This is a genomic window from Afipia sp. P52-10, from assembly GCF_000516555.1.
In the GTDB taxonomy this organism is placed as follows: Bacteria; Pseudomonadota; Alphaproteobacteria; order Rhizobiales; family Xanthobacteraceae; genus P52-10.
Genome location: NZ_AZSJ01000007.1, coordinates 1 through 21,678, shown reverse-complemented (window position 1 = coordinate 21,678; position 21,678 = coordinate 1). Strand labels below are relative to the sequence as shown.

The window sequence follows — 21,678 nt, the reverse complement described above, 5'->3', positions numbered from 1 at the left end:
CTCCGCTCAAGTGGCACCTTCAAGCACCCTCAGGAACACCCGGCGCACATCCAACTGCGTCTCCTTCAAGCGCGCCTCCAGCGTAGAGAAATCGGGATCGCCAGCGGCGCGGGTCAGCAGCCTCAATAGATCGTCGCCTGCTGAGTCCGGTTTGAACCGGTCGCTCAGACACAACCGAAGAATCTGATTGAGGTCTTGATACAATCGCATCGCCGGTCGCAAAACATCGGCATCCGATTGCGCAAGCTTGTTCAAGCGTACCGCCTGATCGAGAACAGTCAGCGTACTCGTGTCCAAAATGGCAGGTTGATCTGCCGCATGGATCAATTGGAGATACTGGGCCAAAAATTCGATATCGATGATTCCGCCAGAAGCGTATTTGAGATCCCAAATGTCGGAATCCCCCTTCTCCTCGGCAATCGCGTGACGCATCTCCAGGACGTCGTTAGCGATAATGCGATGGTCGCGAGGGCGCGTCAGAACGTTTCGGAATGTCTCCTCGATTTTTCGCCGAAATGTGGGTGACGAGGAGACGACCCGAGCCCGCGTAAGCGCCATGTGCTCCCAGGTCCATGCCTCGACTTCTTGATACTGCGCGAAGGAATCCAGCCGCGTCGCGACAGGACCAGACCTTCCGGACGGCCTGAGCCGCATATCGATCTCGTACAGAACACCGTAATTCGTTCGCGTGGTGAATGCGCTGATCAGACGCTGCGTAAGACGCGCAAAGTACTGGCTCCCTTCCAGCGAGCGAGGCCCATTCGAGTCGGGATGATCGTGGTCGAAGTCATACACGAAAATCAAGTCGAGATCGGAGGACGCCGTCATTTCCCGGCTGCCAAGCCGCCCCATGGCGATGATGGCGGTTTCCTGACCACGAACCATCCCATACTGTTGCGCGAATTGATCCAGGACCAGACCGTGGATTGTCTGAACGATCCCTTCGGCAACATCCGCAAACACAGTCCCAGCCAATTGAGCAGAAACTGTCCCCGACAATATCCTGGAGCCAATCAAAAAGAGGCTTTCCTGCCCGAACAGGCGCAATCGATCGAGAAAATCTTCGTAAGAATCCACGCCGACGAGCGACGCTTCAAGTCTTTTCGAAATTTCATCTCGCTTTGGCATCGCGCCGAAGAAGCGGGGATCAACAAGACCATCCATGAGACGCGGCTGCTGCGCCAGCATGTCGCCAAGCCGCGGAGCGGTTCCCACGACCGAGGCGATCAACGAAACAAGTTCGGTATTCTGTTGCAGCAACGTAAGCAGCGAAGCTCCTCGCTGAACGGATTGCAGGAAGCTGTCAAATTGTCTGAAAGCAACGTCCGGGTTTTCCGCTTTGGCCAGATTAGATAGGAGTGACGGCAAGAGAGCAAACAGCGCATCACGCGAAGCTTCAGATTTCAGTGCTCGATATTCACCGGACAGCCACAACCTCAGAGTATCGGCAACCGCGGCCGGCTGCTTAAAACCCAATGCTGAAAGGTGATCCAGAAGCCTAGCGTCTTGTGCCCCATTCTGAAATTCGAACGGAAGACTCTCTAACTTACCAACCTCGCCTTCAAACAAGTGGCTGTAATGCTGCTGAACACGCTTGAGGTGCCCCAACAACACGAGAGCAAATGCATTGCGATCGGAAAACCCAAGAAAGCGTGCGAACCTCTCCATCGTTTCGGCATCTTCGGGCAGTGTATGAGTTTGCTCGTCGGCAACCATCTGCAAACGATGCTCGACCTTTCGCAAAAATCTGTACGCATCGGCGAGCTCATCACGCACTTGATCGGTGATCCACTCCCCTTCGACCAAACGATCAAGCGCTTCGAGCGTCTGCTTCGTCCGTAGACGCGGATGCCGTCCACCCGCGATCAATTGCTGGGTTTGCGCAAAGAACTCTATCTCGCGAATACCACCGCGCCCCTGCTTGATGTTATGCCCTTCAACAGCAATCTCGCTGTGCCCCTTGTACGCATGCATTTGCCTTTTCATGTCGTGGACATCGGCCAAAGCTGCGAAATCGAGATGCTTGCGCCAGACGAATGGAGCGATTTCACCGAGCAGCGCCTCACCCGCTTTCAAATCGCCGGCGCAGGGCGTGGCCTTGATCATGGCGGCACGTTCCCACGTTCGCCCTTCTCGCTCATAGTAGTTCAGAGCGGACGCCGCCGAGACTGCAACCGGCGTTGAAGCAGGGTCTGGACGGAGCCGCAGATCGACCCGAAACACATATCCGTCCGTCGTACGTTGCTGCATCAAACGGGCCATTCCCTGGGCGATGCGCACAAAGAATGGTTGTGGCTCGATATCGGGTTTTAGCGAGCAATGCTCCGGCTCAAAGAAAACGATCAGGTCAACGTCGCTTGAATAATTAAGCTCGCCTGCTCCCATCTTGCCCATAGCGAGTACGATCAGCCCGCTATCTTGTTCGGGGGCGCTTGCGTTCTTAGGTACGATACGACCGCGATCGGCTTCCTGCGCCAGCAAGTATCGAATGGAGCATCGAACCGCCGTCACCGCCACGTCCGTCAAGGCTGCGGTAACTTGCATGATGGGCCAGACCTCTCCAATGTCGCACAGAGCGATCAGAAGCGCCGCCTCTGCCTTCATGCGGCGCAGGGCTATCATGACGGTCGCCTCGTCGGCGGCTGCGTCCACATTCGCACAGACGTCTTCGAGCAGCTGAATGATGTGCTGATCAGGATCTCGATCTAGCAGACGGATGAGACGGAGCGGATCCGCGCGAATGAGATCAAACAGGAATGGCGACGCCTCCGCGATGCCTTCCAGAATTATTCGCGTTTGCGGGAACGCTTCGCAGTTCGCCTCGATCGCCGCACGTTGTTCAAACGTGAGTTCACCCAGCCAATCAGAAAGCCGTTCGCAAGCATCCGAAGAAGATGATCGCGGACCAGCTATAAATCGCGCCGCCAGCGCGCAACCGCCCGCGCCAATTGTCGCGGCGCTATCCATGGAGGCTCTTATTCCATACCCCGGCGTGGAAGAACAAGCGTTGCGCACAGCCCCGGGCTATTGTCGCTGAGTCGCAGCTCGCCACCATGCAGCGTCGCCACCGCGGACGCCAGGCTCAAGCCAAGGCCCGATCCTGGCAGTGTTCGACTTGCTTCCAGACGCACGAAACGCTCCACCGCCCGCTGGCGATCTCCCTCTGGAATACCGGGACCGTGGTCGGCGACACTCAATAGAACGAAATTACCATCGATCCTCGAGGCAATTGTGACCTGTGCGTCGGAAACTTTCAAGGCTCCATCAGCTGCAGTCGGCTTGCCATACTTAATGGCGTTCTCCACCAAATTAGCCAGCGCTTGACTGATGAGCTCACGGTTACCATGCAGACAGGCCTCCTCTGCATTTACGATCAGGCTAAGTCCCTTATCCTCAGCCAGGGGCTCATAAAGTTCATGAATGCCGCGCGCAACATCCGCTGCGTCGAAATTTATCATGTCCTCCCGGGCCTGGCCTGACTCAGCTCGGGCGATCATCAAAAGAGCATTGAATGTTCGGATCAAGCCGTCCGATTCTTCGATCGTACGTTCCAGCGCGGCACGATAATCCGCTTCACTTCCGGACCGCGCGAGAGCCTCCTCTGCTCGATTGCGCAGGCGTGTCAATGGCGTCTTCAAATCATGAGCGATATTGTCGGACACTTCCTTCAAACCATGCATGAGCGCTTCGATGCGCTCAAGCATGGCGTTAAGATTTCCAGCAAGCCGGTCAAGCTCGTCGCCACTACGCCCGATAGGAAGCCTCTCACTCAGGTCTCCCGCCATGATCCGTTGAGCCGTACCGGTCATGGCATCAATACGCGTCAGCACACGTCTGGCGACGAACAACCCTCCGCCCAGACCCAATACAATAACGACAAGAAAAGACCATTGGGCTGCAGATGCGACGATCCCGAAGACCCTCCTCCGCTCCTCCAGATCTCTGCCGACCAGCAGCCGAAAGCCACCGGGAAGCTGCGAAATACGGACGAGCGCCCTGTGATCCGCTAGATCCTGCTCTTCAAGCCGTCGATATTTTGTTTCGGCCCAACCGATGCTGCCAAGAACGCCGGGTTCAAGCGAACCGACGTTCCCGGCAACTCCTTGGCCAGCAGGCGTCGCGACGAGATAGAGATTTGACCCAGGCCGTAACGCTCTGCTTTCGATGGCTGTTACCAGCCCTCTCAAGCCTTCGGTATCGAAACGACCGACAAGTTCGTTGGTCTCGGCGTTGACCGTCTGACTGATCTGCTCGGTGACAAGGCGGCGAGTATTCCAGGCGAAATAGCCAAGAAGTGTAAGCGCAAAGAACACAAATAGGAGGAGATAGACTAGCGTCAACCGAAACGCGGTCGTCCTGATTAGCTTACCAAAGGCCGTCACGGATCACCGCAGGCCATCGCGGATCATATATCCGGCGCCGCGAATGGTGTGCAGCAAAGGCTTGTCCTGGCCCTTATCGATCTTCGATCGCAATCTCGAAATGTGCACGTCGATCACGTTGGTTTGCGGGTCAAAGTGATAGTCCCATACGTTCTCAAGCAGCATGGTTCTCGTCACAACCTGTCCAGCGTGCTTCATCAAGTATTCGAGCAGCCGGAATTCGCGCGGCTGCAGATCGATTTCTTGCGAGCCACGGACAACCCGTCGGGAAAGGCGGTCCAGCTCGAGATCGCCGACGCGATAGCTGGTTTCTTCCGCTGGCCCAGTGCCGCGACGTGACAGCACCTCGACCCGCGCCAGGAGCTCGGCAAACGAATAGGGCTTCGGTAGATAGTCGTCACCACCCGCCCGCAAGCCTTTGATCCGATCGTCTACTTGCCCCAAGGCCGAAAGGATCAGAGCTGGCGTCCGATTCCCCATTTCGCGCAATGCGCCGATGACGGACAATCCGTCGCGTTTTGGGAGCATGCGGTCGACGATCATCACGTCGTAATCGCCGGTCTCAGCAAGAGCCAGCCCTTCTTCACCGTCCGCAGCGCGGTCCGCGACATGACCGGCCTCGCGAAACGCTTTCACAAGATAGTCCGCCGATTCGCGGTCATCCTCAATGATCAGTAGGCGCATATCGGAAAGGGGCTCAGCCACGATGATTTGACCTCCGGTCAACATGGCGAAAGGTGCCACGCCGATCAAGTCGTTGCAGGTCTGCACATACAGGAAAGACGGACATCAAAAACGGAAACGGGCGGCGAATTGGGGGCTTCGCCGCCCGTCGCGCACCTTCCGACAGAGGGGGGCTCTGTTCCGCCGGAAGAGCAACTGTGGGGACGAGCTGTTGGCTCGCCCCCGGGAAAGGCGCGCCGGCGGGGGGCGACTTATGCCGGCGATCCATTCCCAAACTTATATGGTGAGGGCTCATCCCCGTGACAACGGAACGGCGACAAATCGCGTCTGGCCATTGGAGCGCAAGCGCATCAAAACTGTGTGCTTGCTATCGCTACGAGCGCTCTGCATGGCACTGCGCACATCGGCAGCGTTGTTCACAGTTTTGCTACCGACCTCCAGGATCACGTCTCCTTCGCGGAATCCGCGGTCCGCCGCAGGGCTGTTCCGTTCGACTTCCGTCACCACCACGCCCTCGTTACCTGCCCCGGCGACGCTGGTCGCCGGCGCAACCGTCAAGCCAAGCCGACCCAGCTCCGCTCCGCGTTGCGGACGAGCCTGATCACTATCGGCAGCCCGAGCCTCACGCGGATTCGGCAACTCGCCGAGGGTGAGATCGACCGACTTCTCCTGCCCCTTCTGCACGACATTCAATTTCACGCTGCTGCCTGGGGGCATCGCACCAATGGTACGCGACAACTCGCGAGCATCACGAACTGGGGTGCCATTTACCGCGGTAATCACATCACCTGAAGCGATCCCCGCCTTGGTTGCCGGACTATTGGCCTGTGGCTCTGCGACTAACGCACCTTCCGCCTTCTTCAGGCCCAGGCTTTCCGCGATCTCAGCGGTAACCGGCTGGACTTGGATACCGATCCAGCCACGGCTGACCACGCCCTTATCCTTGAGCTGAGCCACCACCGATTTCACAGTCGATGCCGGTATCGAGAAAGCAATACCGACGCTGCCGCCTGACGGCGAGAAGATCGCCGTATTGACGCCAACCACCTCACCTTGGGTGTTGAAAGCCGGTCCACCCGAATTGCCCTTGTTGACCGGCGCATCGATCTGGATGAAGTCGTCATAAGGGCCAGAGCCGATGTCCCGGCCGCGGGCGGAAACAATACCAGCAGTCACGGTACCTCCCAGACCGAACGGGTTGCCAACCGCCAGCACCCAATCGCCGATACGCGGCTGACCGTCTGCGAGCTTTGCAAATGGGAAGTCGGTGCGACCGTCGACCTTGATCAGCGCGACGTCCGTGCGCGGGTCGGTACCGATGACTTTTGCCGGATAGGTCTTCCCGTCATCGGTCGACACTTCGACGCTTTCTGCACCATCGACGACATGGTTATTGGTTACGGCATAGCCGTCGGCAGAAATGAAGAAACCGGAACCTTGGCCACTGATCGGCCCTCCTCGGCCCCGCGGAATTCGAAAGCCCGGGATGCCATCGGGGCCACCGAAACGACGGAAGAAGCGCTCCATTGGCGAGCCCGGTTGAAACGGCGAGTCATCGCTGTTTTCCGCTGAAGGCTTTTCCATTGCCTTGACGCGCACGGAAATAACCGACGGTTTCACGCGTTCGACGATATCGGCGAAGCCGACCGGCTGCTGAGCGCTATGAACGTTTGCGCTCACCTGCGCCTGTGCCGGGGTCGCAAAAAAACTGCCGGTTTGGAAGGGCGGAGACAGTCCATAAGCTACGCCGCCCAGGCCAGCCGCAACCGTGGCCATTAGTGCGAACTTGCGCGCAGCCATCATTGAACCGCGCCGGGTGTATTGGGGGGAAGAACGATCGGGCCCGCTGGTCATAGCGACATCTCCAGTTCGAAACTCCATCGACGCCGTCCGCGTCGTATGTCGAGTCCAACATGGAGTATGCTGGCTTACGGTCCGCTTTCGGCCAGATTAAACTTTTGTAATATCGCTCTTAGGCGCAGCGGACTTTGGTGAGGCGTCAGAAGCATGATCCTCATCGATAAGTTCCGCCAACTTCTGCCGCTCCTCTGGGCTGAGCGGGGACGCGGACAATCGGCCAGCCACGATATTGGTCTGCCGTCTTCGTCTGGCGGAGACGATTAGTGTCAGAACTCCAATACCGAGCGCAAACGGCGGCAGCAGCCAGAGCAACAACGTCTGGGTCTCAAAGCGTGGCTTCAGAAGCACAAAGGAGCCATAGCGATCGACTAGGAAATTAATCACCTGCGCATCGCTATCCCCCTGGCGAATTCGCTCACGCACAAGCAGCCGTAGATCGCGGGCCAAAGGCGCGTCCGAGTCATCAATCGACTGGTTTTGACAAACCATGCAACGCAACCCGCGCGACAATGCTCGGGCCCGCGCTTCCAGTGCGGGGTCACGCATTATCTCGTCCGGCTGCACGGCGAATGCTGCATTCAAAAGAACAATGCAAAGCACCGCTACGGTAGCGCATACATGAAGAATGCGCATTGTCACTCTGCGGGCTGCATCGGACGCATCCCTCGCGCCGGCTTAGGAACGCCAACACGCAAGCGCCGATCAGACAAAGACAGAATGCCGCCAAATGCCATCAGGACCGCACCGAGCCAGATGAGCAACACCAAGGGCTTGTAGTACAGCCGGGCGTCGATCGAACCATCCTGACTCTCTTCGCCAAGCGAAATGTAGACCTGGCTCACGCCTCGCGTGAGCAGCGCTGCTTCGGTCGTCGCGGATCGCCTCGCGGAAAATGACCGCTTCGACGGCGACAATTCGCCAACTATGCGCCCGTCGCTCAGAATCGAGAACCGGGCAACTCGCTCTCGATAGTTCGGCCCTTGCCGTTGCGTCAGCCCCACAAGCTTGGCTTCGTACCCTCCGACTGTCACAATGTCACCGGGCTTCATCGAGACGATACGTTCGCTGTTCCAGGTGGTTTCGCAAACGATACCCAACAATGCGACGCCAAGTCCCGCATGCGCAAAAGCTGTTCCCCATGTCGATCGTGGCAGCCCAACGGCACGGGCTGCAGAGAGCGGCATCTTGAGTCGAAAGAGGCCAATCTTCTCAGCCAGATCCGTCAGAGCCCCAACGATGACGAACACCGCAAGCGCAATCGCAAGCGGCGCCAAGACCGCCCCTCCTTTGGTCCATGCCAAAACCAGTGCCAGAACGAACAGCGCAACAACACCTGCAGCCAGCAGACGCTGCGCGGCGGCAACCAAATCACCACGCTTCCAAGCAAGCAGCGGCCCGAATGGAACAGCGATCAGCAACGGGACAAACAATGGACCGAACGTCAAATTGAAAAACGGCGCTCCAACCGAGATCTTGTCGCCGGTCAGCGTTTCAAGCGCCAAGGGATAGAGTGTCCCCACCAACACTGTCGCGCAAGCGGTGGTCAGGAACAGGTTATTGAGCACCAGCGCACCTTCGCGTGAGATCGGTGCAAACAAGCCGCCTTGAGTTAACGATGATGCTCGCCAAGCATAGAGAGATAATCCTCCGCCGATGAACGCGCAAAGAATGACAAGAATAAAAACGCCGCGCGCTGGATCGGTGGCAAAAGCATGAACGGACGTAAGCACACCGGATCGGACCAGAAAGGTCCCCAAGAGAGAAAGCGAGAACGTCAGAATCGCCAACAGGACGGTCCAGACCTTGAGAGCATTGCGCTTCTCCATGACAACCGCCGAATGCAGCAGGGCCGTGCCTGCAAGCCACGGCATCAGAGATGCATTCTCAACTGGATCCCAAAACCACCAGCCACCCCATCCGAGTTCGTAATAGGCCCAGTACGAGCCCATTGCGATGCCAAGCGTCAGGAAAATCCAGGCTAAAAGCGTCCACGGGCGAACCCAACGTGCCCACGCGGAATCGATCCGCCCCTCAATCAATGCTGCGATCGCAAACGAAAACGAAATCGAGAAGCCCACGTAACCGAGATAGAGCATTGGAGGATGGATCGCGAGTCCAACATCCTGCAGCACGGGATTGAGATCCCGCCCTTCCATCGGAGGATCCGCAAGCCGAAGAAATGGATTCGAGGTCAGGAGAATGAAGAGATAGAATGCCGCTGCGACCCACCCCTGAACAGCAAGTACCAACGACTGCAACGTCAGTGGCAAGTTCGTTCCAAAAATCGCAACGAGAGCACTGAAGAGCGCCAGAATGAGGACCCATAGCAACATCGAGCCTTCATGGTTTCCCCAAACGCCGGTGATCTTGTAAACGAGCGGCTTCAGCGAATGAGAATTCTCAAACACATTGGCGACCGAGAAATCGGAAACGACATAGGCCGTCGTTAAGGCCCCGAAGGCCAACAGAGAAAACCCGAACTGCGCAACTGCAGTAGCGCCGGAAACTCTCATCAAGGCGGAATCGCCGATACGCACGCCAAGCAAAGGCACACTCGCCTGCACGAGAGCCAGCGTCAGCGCAAGAACAAGCGCATAGTGTCCGGCTTCTGCAATCATTGCACTTTGCGATCCACGGTCTGCGCGCCATCCGTCGCCGGAGCGGATGAAGTCGCTTCGGTCTTCCAGTGGCCTTGCTTTTTGAGAGCGTCAGCCACCTCCTTCGGCATATAGGTTTCGTCGTGCTTTGCGAGCACCGTATCTGCCCTGAATATGCCGGCGGTATCGAGCGTCCCCTCAGAAACAACACCCTGCCCTTCTCTGAATAGATCCGGGAGAATACCGGTGAATGCCACCGGCAGATCGCGGTTGCCATCCGTGACGACGAATGTCACCTGCAACTTCTCGCCGCGCTTCACGGACCCCGATTGCACCAAACCGCCAAGCCGGAACCGCTGACCGGGCTGGATATTCTTTTCAGCAACCATGCTGGGCGTCGAAAAGAAGACGATAGAATCGCGCAATGCGCTTAGGACCAACGCTGCGGCTATTGCGAGCACGCCGAGCGCGCCGCCGATCAATACAAGCCTTCGCTGTTTTCTGGTCATAGCTGGACTAACCTTCAAGACCGAGATTCTTCAAGGCGTCGTTGAATCGGCGCAACCGCTCCGGATCTGCTTGAGCAGCCGAGCGCGCGTCTGAAATTGCCTGTTTTGCCTTCTCAGCTTGCCCCAGTACCGTATACGCGCGGACTAAACGCAACCACCCCTCCACGTCATCGCCGTTTTGCTTCAGACGCGCAGCAAGCCTATCAACCATGCCTGCAATCATTTCGGAGCGTTCATCGGCGGTCATATCCTTCGACGCCGCGACAGCCTCGTTCGATAATTCAGGTGCTATGCTGGCATTCACACGAGCGAGCGCTTGTTCAACCGCAGGGCGCCACGGCGCGCCATCCGGCGCCGTCTTGAGCATGTCCCTCCAAATCGTAGCCGCATCATTCGCACGACCATCCTGCTCGGCCGCAACCGCCATGAAGTATCGCGCCTTTGGGTCCTTTGCGTCGAGTTGCAATGCGCGCTCGAATTCGGCCTTGGCTTCGCTGGTTATCACACCACCCGCCGCCGCGGCCAAAGCCTCACCAAGATCAGCGCGGCGAACAGCCGTATCCGTACCGTACGCGAGCGAATTTCGGTACGCTCGCACGGCATCATCGATGCGTCCTAACCGAAGCAGTACTGGCGCCAGGACTTCCCAACCGCGGCCGTCGCGTGGGTTCTTCTCGAGATGAGCCTCAACCTGCGTCACAAGCGTTTCGAGCGACGCAGAGGCAACTGGCTCGGTCATACGGCCGGCAAGCGGAAAGTCCTTCAACGTCGGCGAACCACGCTGGAGGTATAGAATACCGGCAAAGACGGGTATGCCGACAAACGCCATGACAACGATCGCCCGGCGGAGACCCACGCGCGAAACAGGTTCTTCAGCTTGCGGGGAATTGGCAACCGACAGGAGGCGCCGGGAAATCTCAATACGGGCAATTTCCGCGTCCGCTTGAGAAATGATTCCTAGAGACAAATCACGTTCTACTTCAGCGAGTTGATCTTTGTAGATCATTGTCCCACCGCCGTCGTTACGCGAGACCGGCGAACGGCTCAGAGGCCATAACACCGCGAAAATCGCGACGGACGTCATCAGCGCTAACACGAACCACAACGACATATCAGGTTCCGGAAACCCCAGCTCCGCCGCACGGCGGATCGCTGGTTTACACCATGACTGACAGCGCTATGCAATTGACGATTTGGGGAGATTTCCGACGGTAAGCCTCTGAATCAACTGGCTTTGGGAGCCTTCCGCTCCCCGGTTAGGGCCACTTCTGCAGCCTTATTCATCAAGGACGCGTAATCATGCCCGAAGATCAGTTCACAGAAGCGGATCGCGGCTTCGGTCTGTAACTGCCGAAATGCTCTCGCCCGAGGCTCACCGCTGCGGAGGGATTCGACTAGCGTTTCCGTCGACGATTCCACGTAATGCTGCAGGTCGGAGAACGACCGGAGCGTTACTTCGTTGATGGCGAGCTCCCCTGCATAGCTGCGACACGTTGCAACGAAGTCAATCAACGCGGCCGTCTCGTCGATTTCGGCCGGATCGAGCTTGGCCCCGGCACTAATGTCCTTGTCGGAGCGCTGCCGCAACAACCTACGCACTCGTCCGGGAACGCTCTCAATTTCCGATTTTAGTACATTGGAGACGTCTGTACGAATAGCAACGAGCTGCCTGCTTAAATGCGAGTCGGAACGAATATCCAATTCCGTACGAAGATCGCGCAATCCGTCATGCAATGGTTTCAGATGATGCGCGCACTTGTCGAAACGACCTCGTTTGATATCGCTTCGAAGATCTTCCACAAGACGCGCAAGGCTATAGAGCGCCATTGTAATGGCGACACCGAACGGGGTGCCTGCTATACGACTTTCTTCATCTGAACCGACGACGCTAATCGCAAGCCGAACGAGCTGCCAGGGCGACGTCAGCCGCTGCATGATAAGCCACAAAGTCAACGGAAGAATCTCTGGCTTTTGCAGTATCGGCAGCTGATTTAGTTGTCCTCGAATTGAGGCGACTTGAGTGTCGCCAAAGGCACGCATGATCTTGGGAAGACGTGCTTGAAATATCTCAAGGGCATCCCGGTGGGCGATGGCCAATCCGATGGTCTGTAGATCTTCCACGGCAGAAAGAGAGCCGACCCGGATCAAGCTACGGCTCCGCTCCCCTCCTCGGGAAGACGGTGATGTCGCTTCAAAAATTGCCCGAACCGCCGCAGCCTGAACATTTCGAACGGCTCGATCTGATGGCTGGGCTTCGTTTACCGCGAGCGTTCGATCAAATTCCTGTATCTCATCCGAAATTGCGGTTTGGCACAGCCAAACCCAAATCGGCTCAAGCGATGAGCGACGGATTTGCCCAGGTTTCAACTCACGGTCATCAACCAGGAATGGCTCAAGACACGCAAATACAAGCCGGGCCGGCTCTAGGATGCGGCGCCTCTCGTTCGTTTCTCGGACGCGGGTGATCCTCCGCAGCTCATCCAACACGAGGTTGGCAACGAATACATCATCACCACGCGTCAGCGCCCGTTCGAACTCCCCCATGAGCATCGCTTGGGCGCCGGGGCTCAATTGCCGCAAATAGGCTCGCAGCCGATCGACCGCCACCGGTTTCACAGGCTGCGATTGGGCCCGCTGCTCCATAGTCGTAGAAATCCCCGCGTCCGCACTTGTGCGTCGCGGGAACAATACAAAAACCCCGTTAAGATGGTGTTTAGGATGGCCTAACCAACCGCGGTCCAGGTCCCGTCCGGGTTACGGCAAGCGGTACCGCGCGCCACCTGCGGTTGTCCATTGATGTAGATCGTATGGGTAAACGAACGGCAACGGGCCCCTCGTTGGGTATAAGCCGGGCCTGGAACAATGTTGCCGTAGCGTCCGGAACCGGGATTTCTCCAACCCACAGGGGCTCCGACTTGACCCTGCTCCAATGCAGCCATTTCGGCCTCATAGGCGTATCGACGATCCTCCTCATCCAGAGCAGCACCGATACGATTTCCTAATAGACCTCCGATGGCCGCACCGGCGACGGCCCCACCAATCCGCTCCCCAGTTCCTCCACCGAATGCCGAACCGATCAACGCTCCCGTCAGCGCACCAACAGCCGTGCCCGTCCCCTCACGAGGGCCTGCATCGGGACCACCCGCGCAACCCGTCAACGCCACGGCCCCAGCAACCATGATCGCAAATCTAAAATGCAGCATTTTGTCCCCCTGGCGCGATTCCGCCCAACGGAACCACATTCTTCTACCAAAGGCGTAGGATTGGGGCGAAGCTGGGGCGGCCCTCCAACAGCAAGAGCGATTAACCGACAGGCAACAGCAGTTCAGCTCTCAAACCACCAAATGGAGACACACCCAGGTTCAAGCTGCCACGGTAGAGCTGCACGAGGTCTGTAACGATGGATAGTCCGAGTCCTGATCCGGGCTTGGTCTCGTCGAGACGCTGCCCTCGACGCGCAACTTGCGCACGCTCCGCCAGCGTGAGCCCCGGTCCATCGTCATCGACGACGATACAAACCATCGTCATCGCATCGTCTGGCATAGCGCTCCCCAACGAAACCTCGATGCGAACGCGTGATCGAGCCCATTTACATGCGTTATCCACCAGATTGCCAACCATTTCCTCCAAATCCTGGCGCTCTCCGCGAAACTTGAGGGGGGCCGCAATATCGGTTTCGATTTCGATGTCCCGGTCATGATGAATCTTTTCCATCGTCCGCTGCAGACTCTCAACAACGGGCGCAATGTCCGTCAGCGTGGTCACTGCAGTAAGACGAGCGGCAATTCTCGCCCGTTCGAGATGATGCGCAACTTGGTTTCGCATCACCTCTGCCTGTTCGAGAACTTTGGATGCGAATGGTTCATCGCGATGCGCAACCGCTTCATTGACGATAACCGAGAGCGGCGTCTTTACAGCATGGGCAAGATTGCCAACATGAGTTCGCGCGCGCTCGACGATTTCCCGGTTTGCATCCAACAGCGCATTTGTTTCCCGTGCCAAAGGAGCAATCTCCACCGGGAAACTTCCCTCTAGACGTTCGGCGGTGCCCGCACGAATCGAAGTCAGCCCGGACGTAATGCGCTTGAGAGGCGCAAGACCGAACCGGACCTGAAACAACGTCGTTAACAGAAGCCCGAACGTAAGCGCGACAAACGTCGCCATGAGGTAAAAATCAAATGTCCTGGTTTCTTCGAATATTTCAGTAGCATCACCAGCTATCGTAACAACAAATTTTCCGTCCGCACCAAAATCGACGGGCCTCTCGACCACACGCAGTTGTTGGTCTTCCGGGCCTTTTACATAGCCGACACGCACCCCTGCCGTATTGAGCGGAATTCCCTGATCTTCGAGTTTGGGAAGCTTCTGGTCCCATAAAGAACGCGACGCACGCTCATCGGGTTTGGACGGATTGCTGCGCCTACCGCCATCGAGTCTTACGATCTGCCAATACCATCCCGAAAGGGGAAGTTCGAACAGCGGCTCTCCGAGAGCTGGAGTGATCTTGTCATCAGCGTCTTCCGGTGGAGCAACTTCAGCAATGAGTGTTCGCAAATAAAGGTTAAGCCGCCGATCGAACGATCGCTCAACAGCTTGTTGGTAGAGGGAGGACAGTGCAATACCGGTAACAAAAAGGATCAGCACCACCCAAATTGTTGCTGAGATGAAGAGCCGAGTTGCAAGCGAACTAAGGCGCATCGGTCGGAGGTGTAAGCAGATATCCGAGACCTCGGACGGTCTGGATGATATCGACATCAAGCTTCTTGCGAATACGTCCTACGAAAACTTCGATCGTATTGGAGTCTCGATCGAAATCTTGGTCATAAAGATGCTCAACCAACTCGGTTCGGGACACGACACGTCCCGCATGATGCATCAGATAAGCAAGCAGCCGATATTCATGCGACGTCAGCTTAACTGGATTGCCGTCAACACTTACTCGCCCTGTCCGCGTATCAAGTCGAACAGGGCCACAGGTAAGCTCGCTCTTGGCGTGACCAGCAGCTCGCCGGACAAGGGCACGAATGCGCGCCAAGACCTCCTCGACGTGAAACGGTTTAGCAACATAATCATCCGCGCCGGCATCAAAGCCCTGGACTTTGTCGCTCCATCGGTCACGCGCCGTCAGGATCAAGACCGGCGTGGTTTTGCCGGCACGACGCCAAGCTTCTAGAACGGACAACCCGTCCATTTTCGGCAAGCCAATATCGAGAATAATGGCGTCGTAGGGCTCTCCTTCGCCAAGGTAATGCCCTTCTTCGCCATCGAAGGCTCTATCAACGACATATCCGGCATCGGACAGCGCCGCCGTCAGTTGACGATTGAGGTCCGGATCGTCCTCGACCACAAGAAGCCGCACCTCATCCTCCTTATCGTGGCGTTGCCCTCTTAAGACTAAATGACCCGGCTACATGTGAACGGCGCATGAATGATGTCACATCATCCTATTTTCTACGGGTTATCGCCTTCACCAACTTGCCAACTGCGCCGCTATCGGCCTCTCGACCGGTCACTTCGCAAAGCTTTTCACGTGTTCTACCAGAGACATAGACACCTAACACACCGAATCGAAATCCCCAATAGGCGATCAACAAGGCCATTGCGTTCACCAGCGCGTTGATGGTCTGTACATCACCGGTCCAGAACTCGTGAACGACGACAGCCCATAGTGCAGCGCATTCGAGCGTTAGTTCGAATGCATAAATCGGCCGCCACCAACGCTGAACAAAATCGTTGCTTATGAGCTCCGCTCGAATCGTTTGATGTGTTTCACTAATTGCTGTTCGTTGCGCATCAGCTTCAGCACGAATCATTTCAATCCAGCGGTTCTCGGCTTCCAAAATTTTCTCTGGATTCGCGGATGGCAGCACCTCACTTACGCCGCCTGGTGTAGCTGCTGGTGCCCCAAGAGCTTCTGCAAGAATTCGACCAGCCGCTCCACCCAGAGGTCCTCCTAGAGCATTGCCAAGAAATGGCGCTCCAAGACCAATCACTTGGCGCGCTACATCGTTCCAATTCATTTCACCCGCCACTCGCTGATTACGGAATTTGTCTGATAAATATGAAAGCAGCGACGAGGAGCGCCATCAGAAGGAAGAACACGATAGCCGTAACGGGCTGCCGCACGTTTGCACCCTCTGCTTCGCCCGATGTCTGCTGCCTTTGCTGCAGACTCTCCTCGACATGATGCTTCATGTTCTCGGTCAAGTACCACTTGCCGATCCAATCTCGCCCGCCAGCCGCGGACATCTTCTTTGCGGCCCAAGCTCGAACCTCAGCACAGGTCTTACCGCGCAAAATCGAACCATTAGCTTCAACTGCAGCACGAGACATGACTGAACTTACGAGAACGGATGCTCCAGAGTTTATGATCCTCTTCGCAGTTCCAACGCCAGCAAAATGAGCGAGATAAACATCGCCGTCAGAAACCGGACCGCCCAGCATGGCGACATTGTCTTCCGTCAATCGCCCTAACATTTCGATGGCAAGGATTGGATCTGTCCTTAAACGAAGAACATCGTTTCTGTTCCGGCTTCTCATGAGATCAGGACGATGTCGACTGATCACATCCAACCAGGTTTTCTCGATGAACTGCGCAATTCCTAACGCGCTTGAGGTGCGGGCTTTTGCAAGCGGATTGCCTGCACTCTCGATCTGGATAATGCGCGACAACGTATCATCAGATACAATCGAGCTAATCGTGTTGGCCATAACATTTCCATAAATAATCCGTTGCCCGACGTCGGGTTGGCACCGACCATCGAAGCCATGGACTTGAGTTTCAACTGCGATATCCAGCGGCTATTTGGTCTGAGCCGACGCCGCTAATTTAGTGCTACCGCCATCGCACACGGTTACAACCACTCGGCGCCCCAGCATGGAGTATTGATCTTTCGCTCCAAAAGCTCCGATCGGCTGACGAATTATTTTAAGCTATTATGCTCGTTGCCGATCCGTGCTCATTAGTATACGGCTTCGATGTCTTTCGACGCTCCCGCTCATATGCGGACTACGGTCTCAGGGGAATAATCTTTCACTCGCTGCTAGAGAGGCGCTGCATTCATAAACAACTCATTCAGCCGAGTTTGACTCAAATGACAAAGCTCCCCGAGCGCTAAAACGACTGGATGGCAGTGATCAAACACAGTCGCACCTCCGTGCGCCGAACCGCTGTTCGGCCGGGAGCTGATCGATCAGCGCCAGCATGGCGGCCGGGATCCTGCCAGTCGCAACAGGGCCTCGGCCTCGCTGATCACGCCGTCGGTCGGGAGTTGCTGGAAGAACTGCCGGTCGGAGATAGAGGTCGGGACCGGCGGTGGTGGCGGCTCGTATGGATCAACAACACCGCCGCTCGCGTCATACTCAATGCGGATGCCCCCCGCTACTGGCAACAATGCGCTATGAACGACGATCCCGTTCGGGCGCATGAACTCAGCGAACGAATGCACCTCGTCCGTGAACTTGGCATGCTGGACATCACAGCCTCGCATTTGCAGTGTAGTGAAAGTACATCCCGGACGTCATTCCAGCGGCGAAGATGCGGAATCCTGTTTGTCCGATACTATCGACGTTTGGTGTTACATCGCCCCCCACACCGGAGTTGTAGACCTTGTTTGCCGCGCCTGACCCATACGAGTAAGGCGTAACGGCGCACCCTGATGCGCGCTTAGGTTCTTGAAATCGCACACCAGTTAGAATGGTCTGGTTAGACGTGCCGACGTCAAACGCTGCGCAATGCCCTGGGGAGCTAACACTGCCCGGCGCGACGCCATAGTCGTAGGACTTCTCCCAGTACCGCATGCACTCACGGAGCGTTTGCGCAAAATTGGGAACGACGAATTCAGGAGCGACCGATCCCTCGTACAATCCCACGTCGAACAATTGAAATACGTTAGAGTTGGTAGCCATGAAGTTGGATTGGCTCGACGACCCAACATAGTTTCCGCTGCCCCATGTACCGGCCGGAGTCTGGAAACTCGAACCAGCAGCCAACGTCCAGGTGACCGACAGCCCTTGCGTGTTGTCTTTCGCCCAAGTACCTGACTGATCGCCAGGGACTGTGATCGTCCTATAGACATCGGTGTTCGCTTCCCCACCGGAGATTGTAAACTCGGAAATATAGGATCGCGTCGCACCGTTGCGGAAGGCCACACAGTATGTTCCGGCCGGGGCTTTGACGCCGAACTTGAGAGTCATGTTCTTCGCACTGGCAGTGCCGAGCATAAGATCGGCGACCATCTGACCTTCCAGATTGGTGACGATGCCGACAAGCTCGCCAGAAGTAATCGACGTATCAGCGGTCGTCACGAGGACGCTGAGCCGGTTCGGACTTCCTGCGGGCGTGATCGCCGCGACCTGCGAAAACTGAATCGTTCCTGATGTACCCACCCCAATCAGGAACTGATCTACAGGATATGAACCGCTCGCCGTCAGAGCGGCGCTGCCATTTTCCTGCGAAACCATCATCGCGCCGTTGATGATGTAGTTTTTGAGGGCCACACCGACATTAGCTCGTAAACGCTGTTTCTGAGTTGCAGTCAAATTCGACGATAGGTCTTTCGTTGTCAGAACCTCTTCGCCTTCGACTTGCAAACGTCCCGCAGCCGGGCGCGTAACGCTGGTATCCGCTGCATTGCCCAATTCGAGTCCGGCGAACTGAGGAGTCGCCCCAGTGCCGAGCCCAAGGTTCGTGCGTGAGACTGCCTTATCCAGCAGGTCCGCAAGATTGTTCGCTGGATTGAGGATGTCGGATGCCGATGCGGTGAACGCGAGAACTGCCGTGCCGCTCAGGTTGATCTTTGTCGCCCCCACGACGCCGCCGATCTTGGACTTGGTGACCGTCGTGCGGGCCATTTGCGCAGCCGACGAGAAGATCGTGCCGACACCTTCTTCGAAGTCGGTGCCATCCACCAGGATATAGCGTACGGTATCGCCGTCGATCGCGCCGGCTTCAGTTGGCGTCAGGAACGCAGTGGACGATGCGGGACCGAACGTGATCGAGCCGGTGCCGGCGGTCGGGACGTTGACCTTCACGCGGTCGAAAAGTTTAGGCATGGAACGAACCTCTTTAGCTGGTGACGACACTCACGCGCTTGCGGCGACTGCGCGCGATGACTTCTGGCGATGGCAACTGTGCAACGGGGTGCACCGGCGGCAGTGCTAGATTGCGGCCGGCGAGAACGGTCGGCTGCGTCGCGTTAAAGCGGATTGAAACCGGTCGCGAATAGGTCTGCCTCAGCGGCGCGCCTTCGCCGCCAAGCGCGAATTCACCCAGCGCGCCTTCGGCGAGTGCGCCTACGTCATTGGTGCGCTGGAACGTGTGCGCCAGATTGAAGATACGGCCGGCTTGGATGACCAACGGCCCATACTGAAAGGTGAGCGGCACCGCCGGCAGCTTCATCCATCGGCCGGCAAGAACGCCGATGGACTTCGGAGCCGCCGCAATCGTCACCGGCGGCAACGAAAGCCACTTGCCGGGCGAAACAATCACCGGTGGCAGCGTCATCGCGATCGGCACGCGCACCAGATTGATGTTCTTGCCGAGACGCAGGGTCGGCGCCGGCACGTCGGCGGACAACATCACTGCCGGGAGCGTCACCGCGCGGCCGAAACCGATCGTCGCCGACTTGGCATCGGCCGCGATCGCGATGCTGGGCAGACCCAGCCACTTGCCGGGTTGCGGCGTTATAACCATCGTCTGCGCAGCCACGCCGACCGCAGGCAGCGCGACATCGCGACCCGCGCGCGCGGCGGCCGGGCGAACGTCCGCCAGTAGATCGATCGGCGGCAGGCTCAGGTTCACACCTGGACCCGCGAAGCCGTAATCGCCGAGCGGATGTTCTTCCAGTGCGCCGAATGCGAGCATCGGTCAGACCGTCAAGGTATAGATCGTGCCGGCTGAGCCCAGCAGGTCGAAGGTCAACTTGAAGTCGGTGGTGTCGCCGGCATACTCGTCCTGGCCGAGGTCATAGAGCACGAGCGGCTTCATGCTGGTTGCGTCGTACAGCAGCACATAACGACAGGGGCCGATGTTGCCACCGCTCGCAGTCTGCGAGGTCTGATCGCCGGAAAGCTTGGCATCGTTGGTGGTGATCGTGGTTGCCGCGACGTTCGTCACCGCCTTGCCGCCCTGCGGCCAACCATTGCCGTAGAACTCGTGCGCACGGGTCGGGCCGGCGCCGGCGACCGCATCAACGGTGGTGTGCGCGGCGTTGAACGATGCCGTGGACTTCAGCAGCATCAGCTTGAGGTTGGCGTTGTTGATCGTCTGTGCGGCGATCAGCGCCATGTAGTGGTTGTAGACATTCGCGGTAACGGCCATTGGAAGCGTCCTTTCTTAGCGATAGCCGACGATGGTGGCCGCAACGCCTTTCAGGGTGGCGTCGCGGGGATTGGGTGCAACGATAGTGAGCACGTCGCCTGCGGCGAATGACGTGTCGGCCGCAAGCGTGAAGGTTGCGACACTGGCAGCCGCCGCGAACGTCATGGTGGCAAACGCGACGCCATTCTTGCGCAGTGCGTACGTGGCGGCTGCCGTGGCGGCGATGTCCGCCCGTGCGCGGCTTTCCGCAAGCCCGGCGCGGAAGGTGACCACGGACGGCGCAACCCACTTCAAGAGCTGTTCGCCGGAACCCGGCTGACCGGGATCATCCATCAGGATGTCATAGCGCGAGAAGATCGCATCGGTGACGCCGAGATATCGCCACGCGCCGTCCTCCTTGATCCACTTCTTGCGGGTCGATTCCTGATAGGCGTACTGACCATCGTANCCATCGGATTCGTCCGGTCCGTCGTCGGCCGGCGGCACGAAGTGGTAGAAGCCGTCGGCATTGAGCGCCGCCAGCGCCTTGTCGATGTCTTCAAACGAGCGCGCGCCGACCGTGCGATCGATCGAGCCCTTGATGATCCGATACGACNCGGCGGCCTTGTCACCATGCGTCCAGGGCTGTGCCAGCGTCAGATGCGTCGCATCCTCGATTGACAGGATCGTCACTTCGGGATGGCCTGCGTCCGGATCGATGATGATGCGGTCACCTTCGCGGACGTTGACACGTTGCCAGCGCGTGTCGAGGCCGGTGACGACGACGCCACCGTCACTCACGCTCACTGATCCGGTATGATAGGTGGGAAACGTCATAGCTACCTGCGGTTTTGGGTCATGACCATCTTTGCGGATGTCACCCGCACGTAAGAGCGCCAGTCCGTGACGCCGCTCTCGTAACGAATGTACCGGGCCTTGATCTTGACGGTGTGCGTGCCGGCGGGGATCACGGCTTGTCCCATGACCACCATGCTGAAGTCGGCTGGGAGCGGAAACACGACGCCGGCGGCAAGCGTCGTGGCCCACGTAAAGGTCAGATCAGAACCGGGGATCAGGCCGTCATTCACATAGATGCCGAAGGTCATATCTTTGCCTTCGGACGGGTAGACGCCGGCTCCTGGGATTTGATGCGAGGACGATCCGCCGTTGCCGCGAATCGTCCCGATGATCACGACGTTGCACGCGACCGGAAAGTAGACTGGACCACTGGAAACAAGATCGAACAACGTCCCGGGCGCCGTCAGACTGAGCGCGCCGCCATCATGAGACGTGACCTGCGTTGCAGCACCAGCGATGAGGTTGGTGATATCGACGCCACCCACCGC

Annotated in this window: 18 protein-coding genes; all 18 read right to left on the bottom strand. The window is 57.6% G+C overall.

Translation table 11 applies throughout. The features are described 5' to 3' along the window. Positions 1-6: 6 nt before the first annotated feature. Positions 7-2,967: a bifunctional [glutamine synthetase] adenylyltransferase/[glutamine synthetase]-adenylyl-L-tyrosine phosphorylase gene (locus tag X566_RS17390; RefSeq protein ID WP_051444307.1), complete on the bottom strand. Its 2,961-nt coding sequence runs from the start codon at positions 2,965-2,967 to the stop codon at positions 7-9. Between the two features lie 8 nt (positions 2,968-2,975). After that, on the bottom strand, positions 2,976-4,382 hold the full coding sequence (locus X566_RS17385) for a HAMP domain-containing sensor histidine kinase (protein WP_034469937.1): 1,407 nt from the start codon (positions 4,380-4,382) through the stop codon (positions 2,976-2,978). 3 nt (positions 4,383-4,385) lie between these two features. Next, complete coding sequence (locus X566_RS17380) at positions 4,386-5,111, bottom strand: response regulator transcription factor (protein ID WP_034472243.1); 726 nt, start codon at positions 5,109-5,111, stop codon at positions 4,386-4,388. Between the two features lie 246 nt (positions 5,112-5,357). Further along, the gene (locus X566_RS17375) at positions 5,358-6,920 is read right to left on the bottom strand and encodes a Do family serine endopeptidase (RefSeq protein ID WP_034469935.1); all 1,563 of its coding nucleotides are present in this window, start codon (positions 6,918-6,920) and stop codon (positions 5,358-5,360) included. A gap of 96 nt (positions 6,921-7,016) precedes the next feature. Continuing rightward, positions 7,017-7,553 carry a cytochrome c-type biogenesis protein gene (locus X566_RS17370; protein WP_409337843.1) on the bottom strand — a complete coding sequence of 179 codons (537 nt, stop codon included), beginning with the start codon at positions 7,551-7,553 and terminating at the stop codon, positions 7,017-7,019. An 8-nt stretch (positions 7,554-7,561) separates the two neighbouring features. Further along, on the bottom strand, positions 7,562-9,544 hold the full coding sequence (locus X566_RS17365) for a heme lyase CcmF/NrfE family subunit (RefSeq protein ID WP_034469933.1): 1,983 nt from the start codon (positions 9,542-9,544) through the stop codon (positions 7,562-7,564). Further along, complete coding sequence (gene ccmE, locus X566_RS17360) at positions 9,541-10,032, bottom strand: cytochrome c maturation protein CcmE (RefSeq protein WP_034469931.1); 492 nt, start codon at positions 10,030-10,032, stop codon at positions 9,541-9,543. Before ccmE ends, X566_RS17365 begins: the two co-directional genes overlap by 4 nt. Before the next feature lie 7 nt (positions 10,033-10,039). Continuing rightward, positions 10,040-11,143, bottom strand: a complete 1,104-nt coding sequence (gene ccmI, locus X566_RS17355; protein WP_034469929.1) for a c-type cytochrome biogenesis protein CcmI — start codon at positions 11,141-11,143, stop codon at positions 10,040-10,042. 113 nt (positions 11,144-11,256) lie between these two features. Further along, positions 11,257-12,648: a hypothetical protein gene (locus tag X566_RS17350; protein ID WP_034472240.1), complete on the bottom strand. Its 1,392-nt coding sequence runs from the start codon at positions 12,646-12,648 to the stop codon at positions 11,257-11,259. A 107-nt stretch (positions 12,649-12,755) separates the two neighbouring features. Further along, on the bottom strand, positions 12,756-13,211 hold the full coding sequence (locus X566_RS24435; RefSeq protein ID WP_244434864.1) for an RT0821/Lpp0805 family surface protein: 456 nt from the start codon (positions 13,209-13,211) through the stop codon (positions 12,756-12,758). Positions 13,212-13,335: 124 nt separating this feature from the next. Beyond that, a complete protein-coding gene (locus X566_RS17345) occupies positions 13,336-14,730 on the bottom strand; it encodes a sensor histidine kinase (protein ID WP_034472238.1) in 1,395 nt (464 codons plus the stop codon). Continuing rightward, entirely contained in the window at positions 14,720-15,391 is a 672-nt protein-coding gene (locus X566_RS24430; RefSeq protein ID WP_081740305.1) for a response regulator transcription factor, read from the bottom strand. Before X566_RS24430 ends, X566_RS17345 begins: the two co-directional genes overlap by 11 nt. Before the next feature lie 85 nt (positions 15,392-15,476). After that, positions 15,477-16,052 (bottom strand): 3TM-type holin, encoded by a 576-nt coding sequence (locus tag X566_RS24425; RefSeq protein WP_081740304.1) that lies wholly within the window; start codon positions 16,050-16,052, stop codon positions 15,477-15,479. A 19-nt stretch (positions 16,053-16,071) separates the two neighbouring features. Then, positions 16,072-16,743, bottom strand: a complete 672-nt coding sequence (locus X566_RS17335; RefSeq protein WP_034469926.1) for a transglycosylase SLT domain-containing protein — start codon at positions 16,741-16,743, stop codon at positions 16,072-16,074. A gap of 765 nt (positions 16,744-17,508) precedes the next feature. Further along, the gene (locus X566_RS25175; protein ID WP_034469923.1) at positions 17,509-19,086 is read right to left on the bottom strand and encodes a hypothetical protein; all 1,578 of its coding nucleotides are present in this window, start codon (positions 19,084-19,086) and stop codon (positions 17,509-17,511) included. Between the two features lie 13 nt (positions 19,087-19,099). Further along, positions 19,100-19,897: a hypothetical protein gene (locus tag X566_RS17320; RefSeq protein WP_034469922.1), complete on the bottom strand. Its 798-nt coding sequence runs from the start codon at positions 19,895-19,897 to the stop codon at positions 19,100-19,102. Between the two features lie 3 nt (positions 19,898-19,900). After that, complete coding sequence (locus X566_RS17315) at positions 19,901-20,353, bottom strand: hypothetical protein (RefSeq protein ID WP_034469920.1); 453 nt, start codon at positions 20,351-20,353, stop codon at positions 19,901-19,903. A gap of 818 nt (positions 20,354-21,171) precedes the next feature. Further along, positions 21,172-21,678: hypothetical protein (locus X566_RS25065; RefSeq protein ID WP_034469906.1), on the bottom strand; the 507-nt coding region annotated here is incomplete at its 5' end.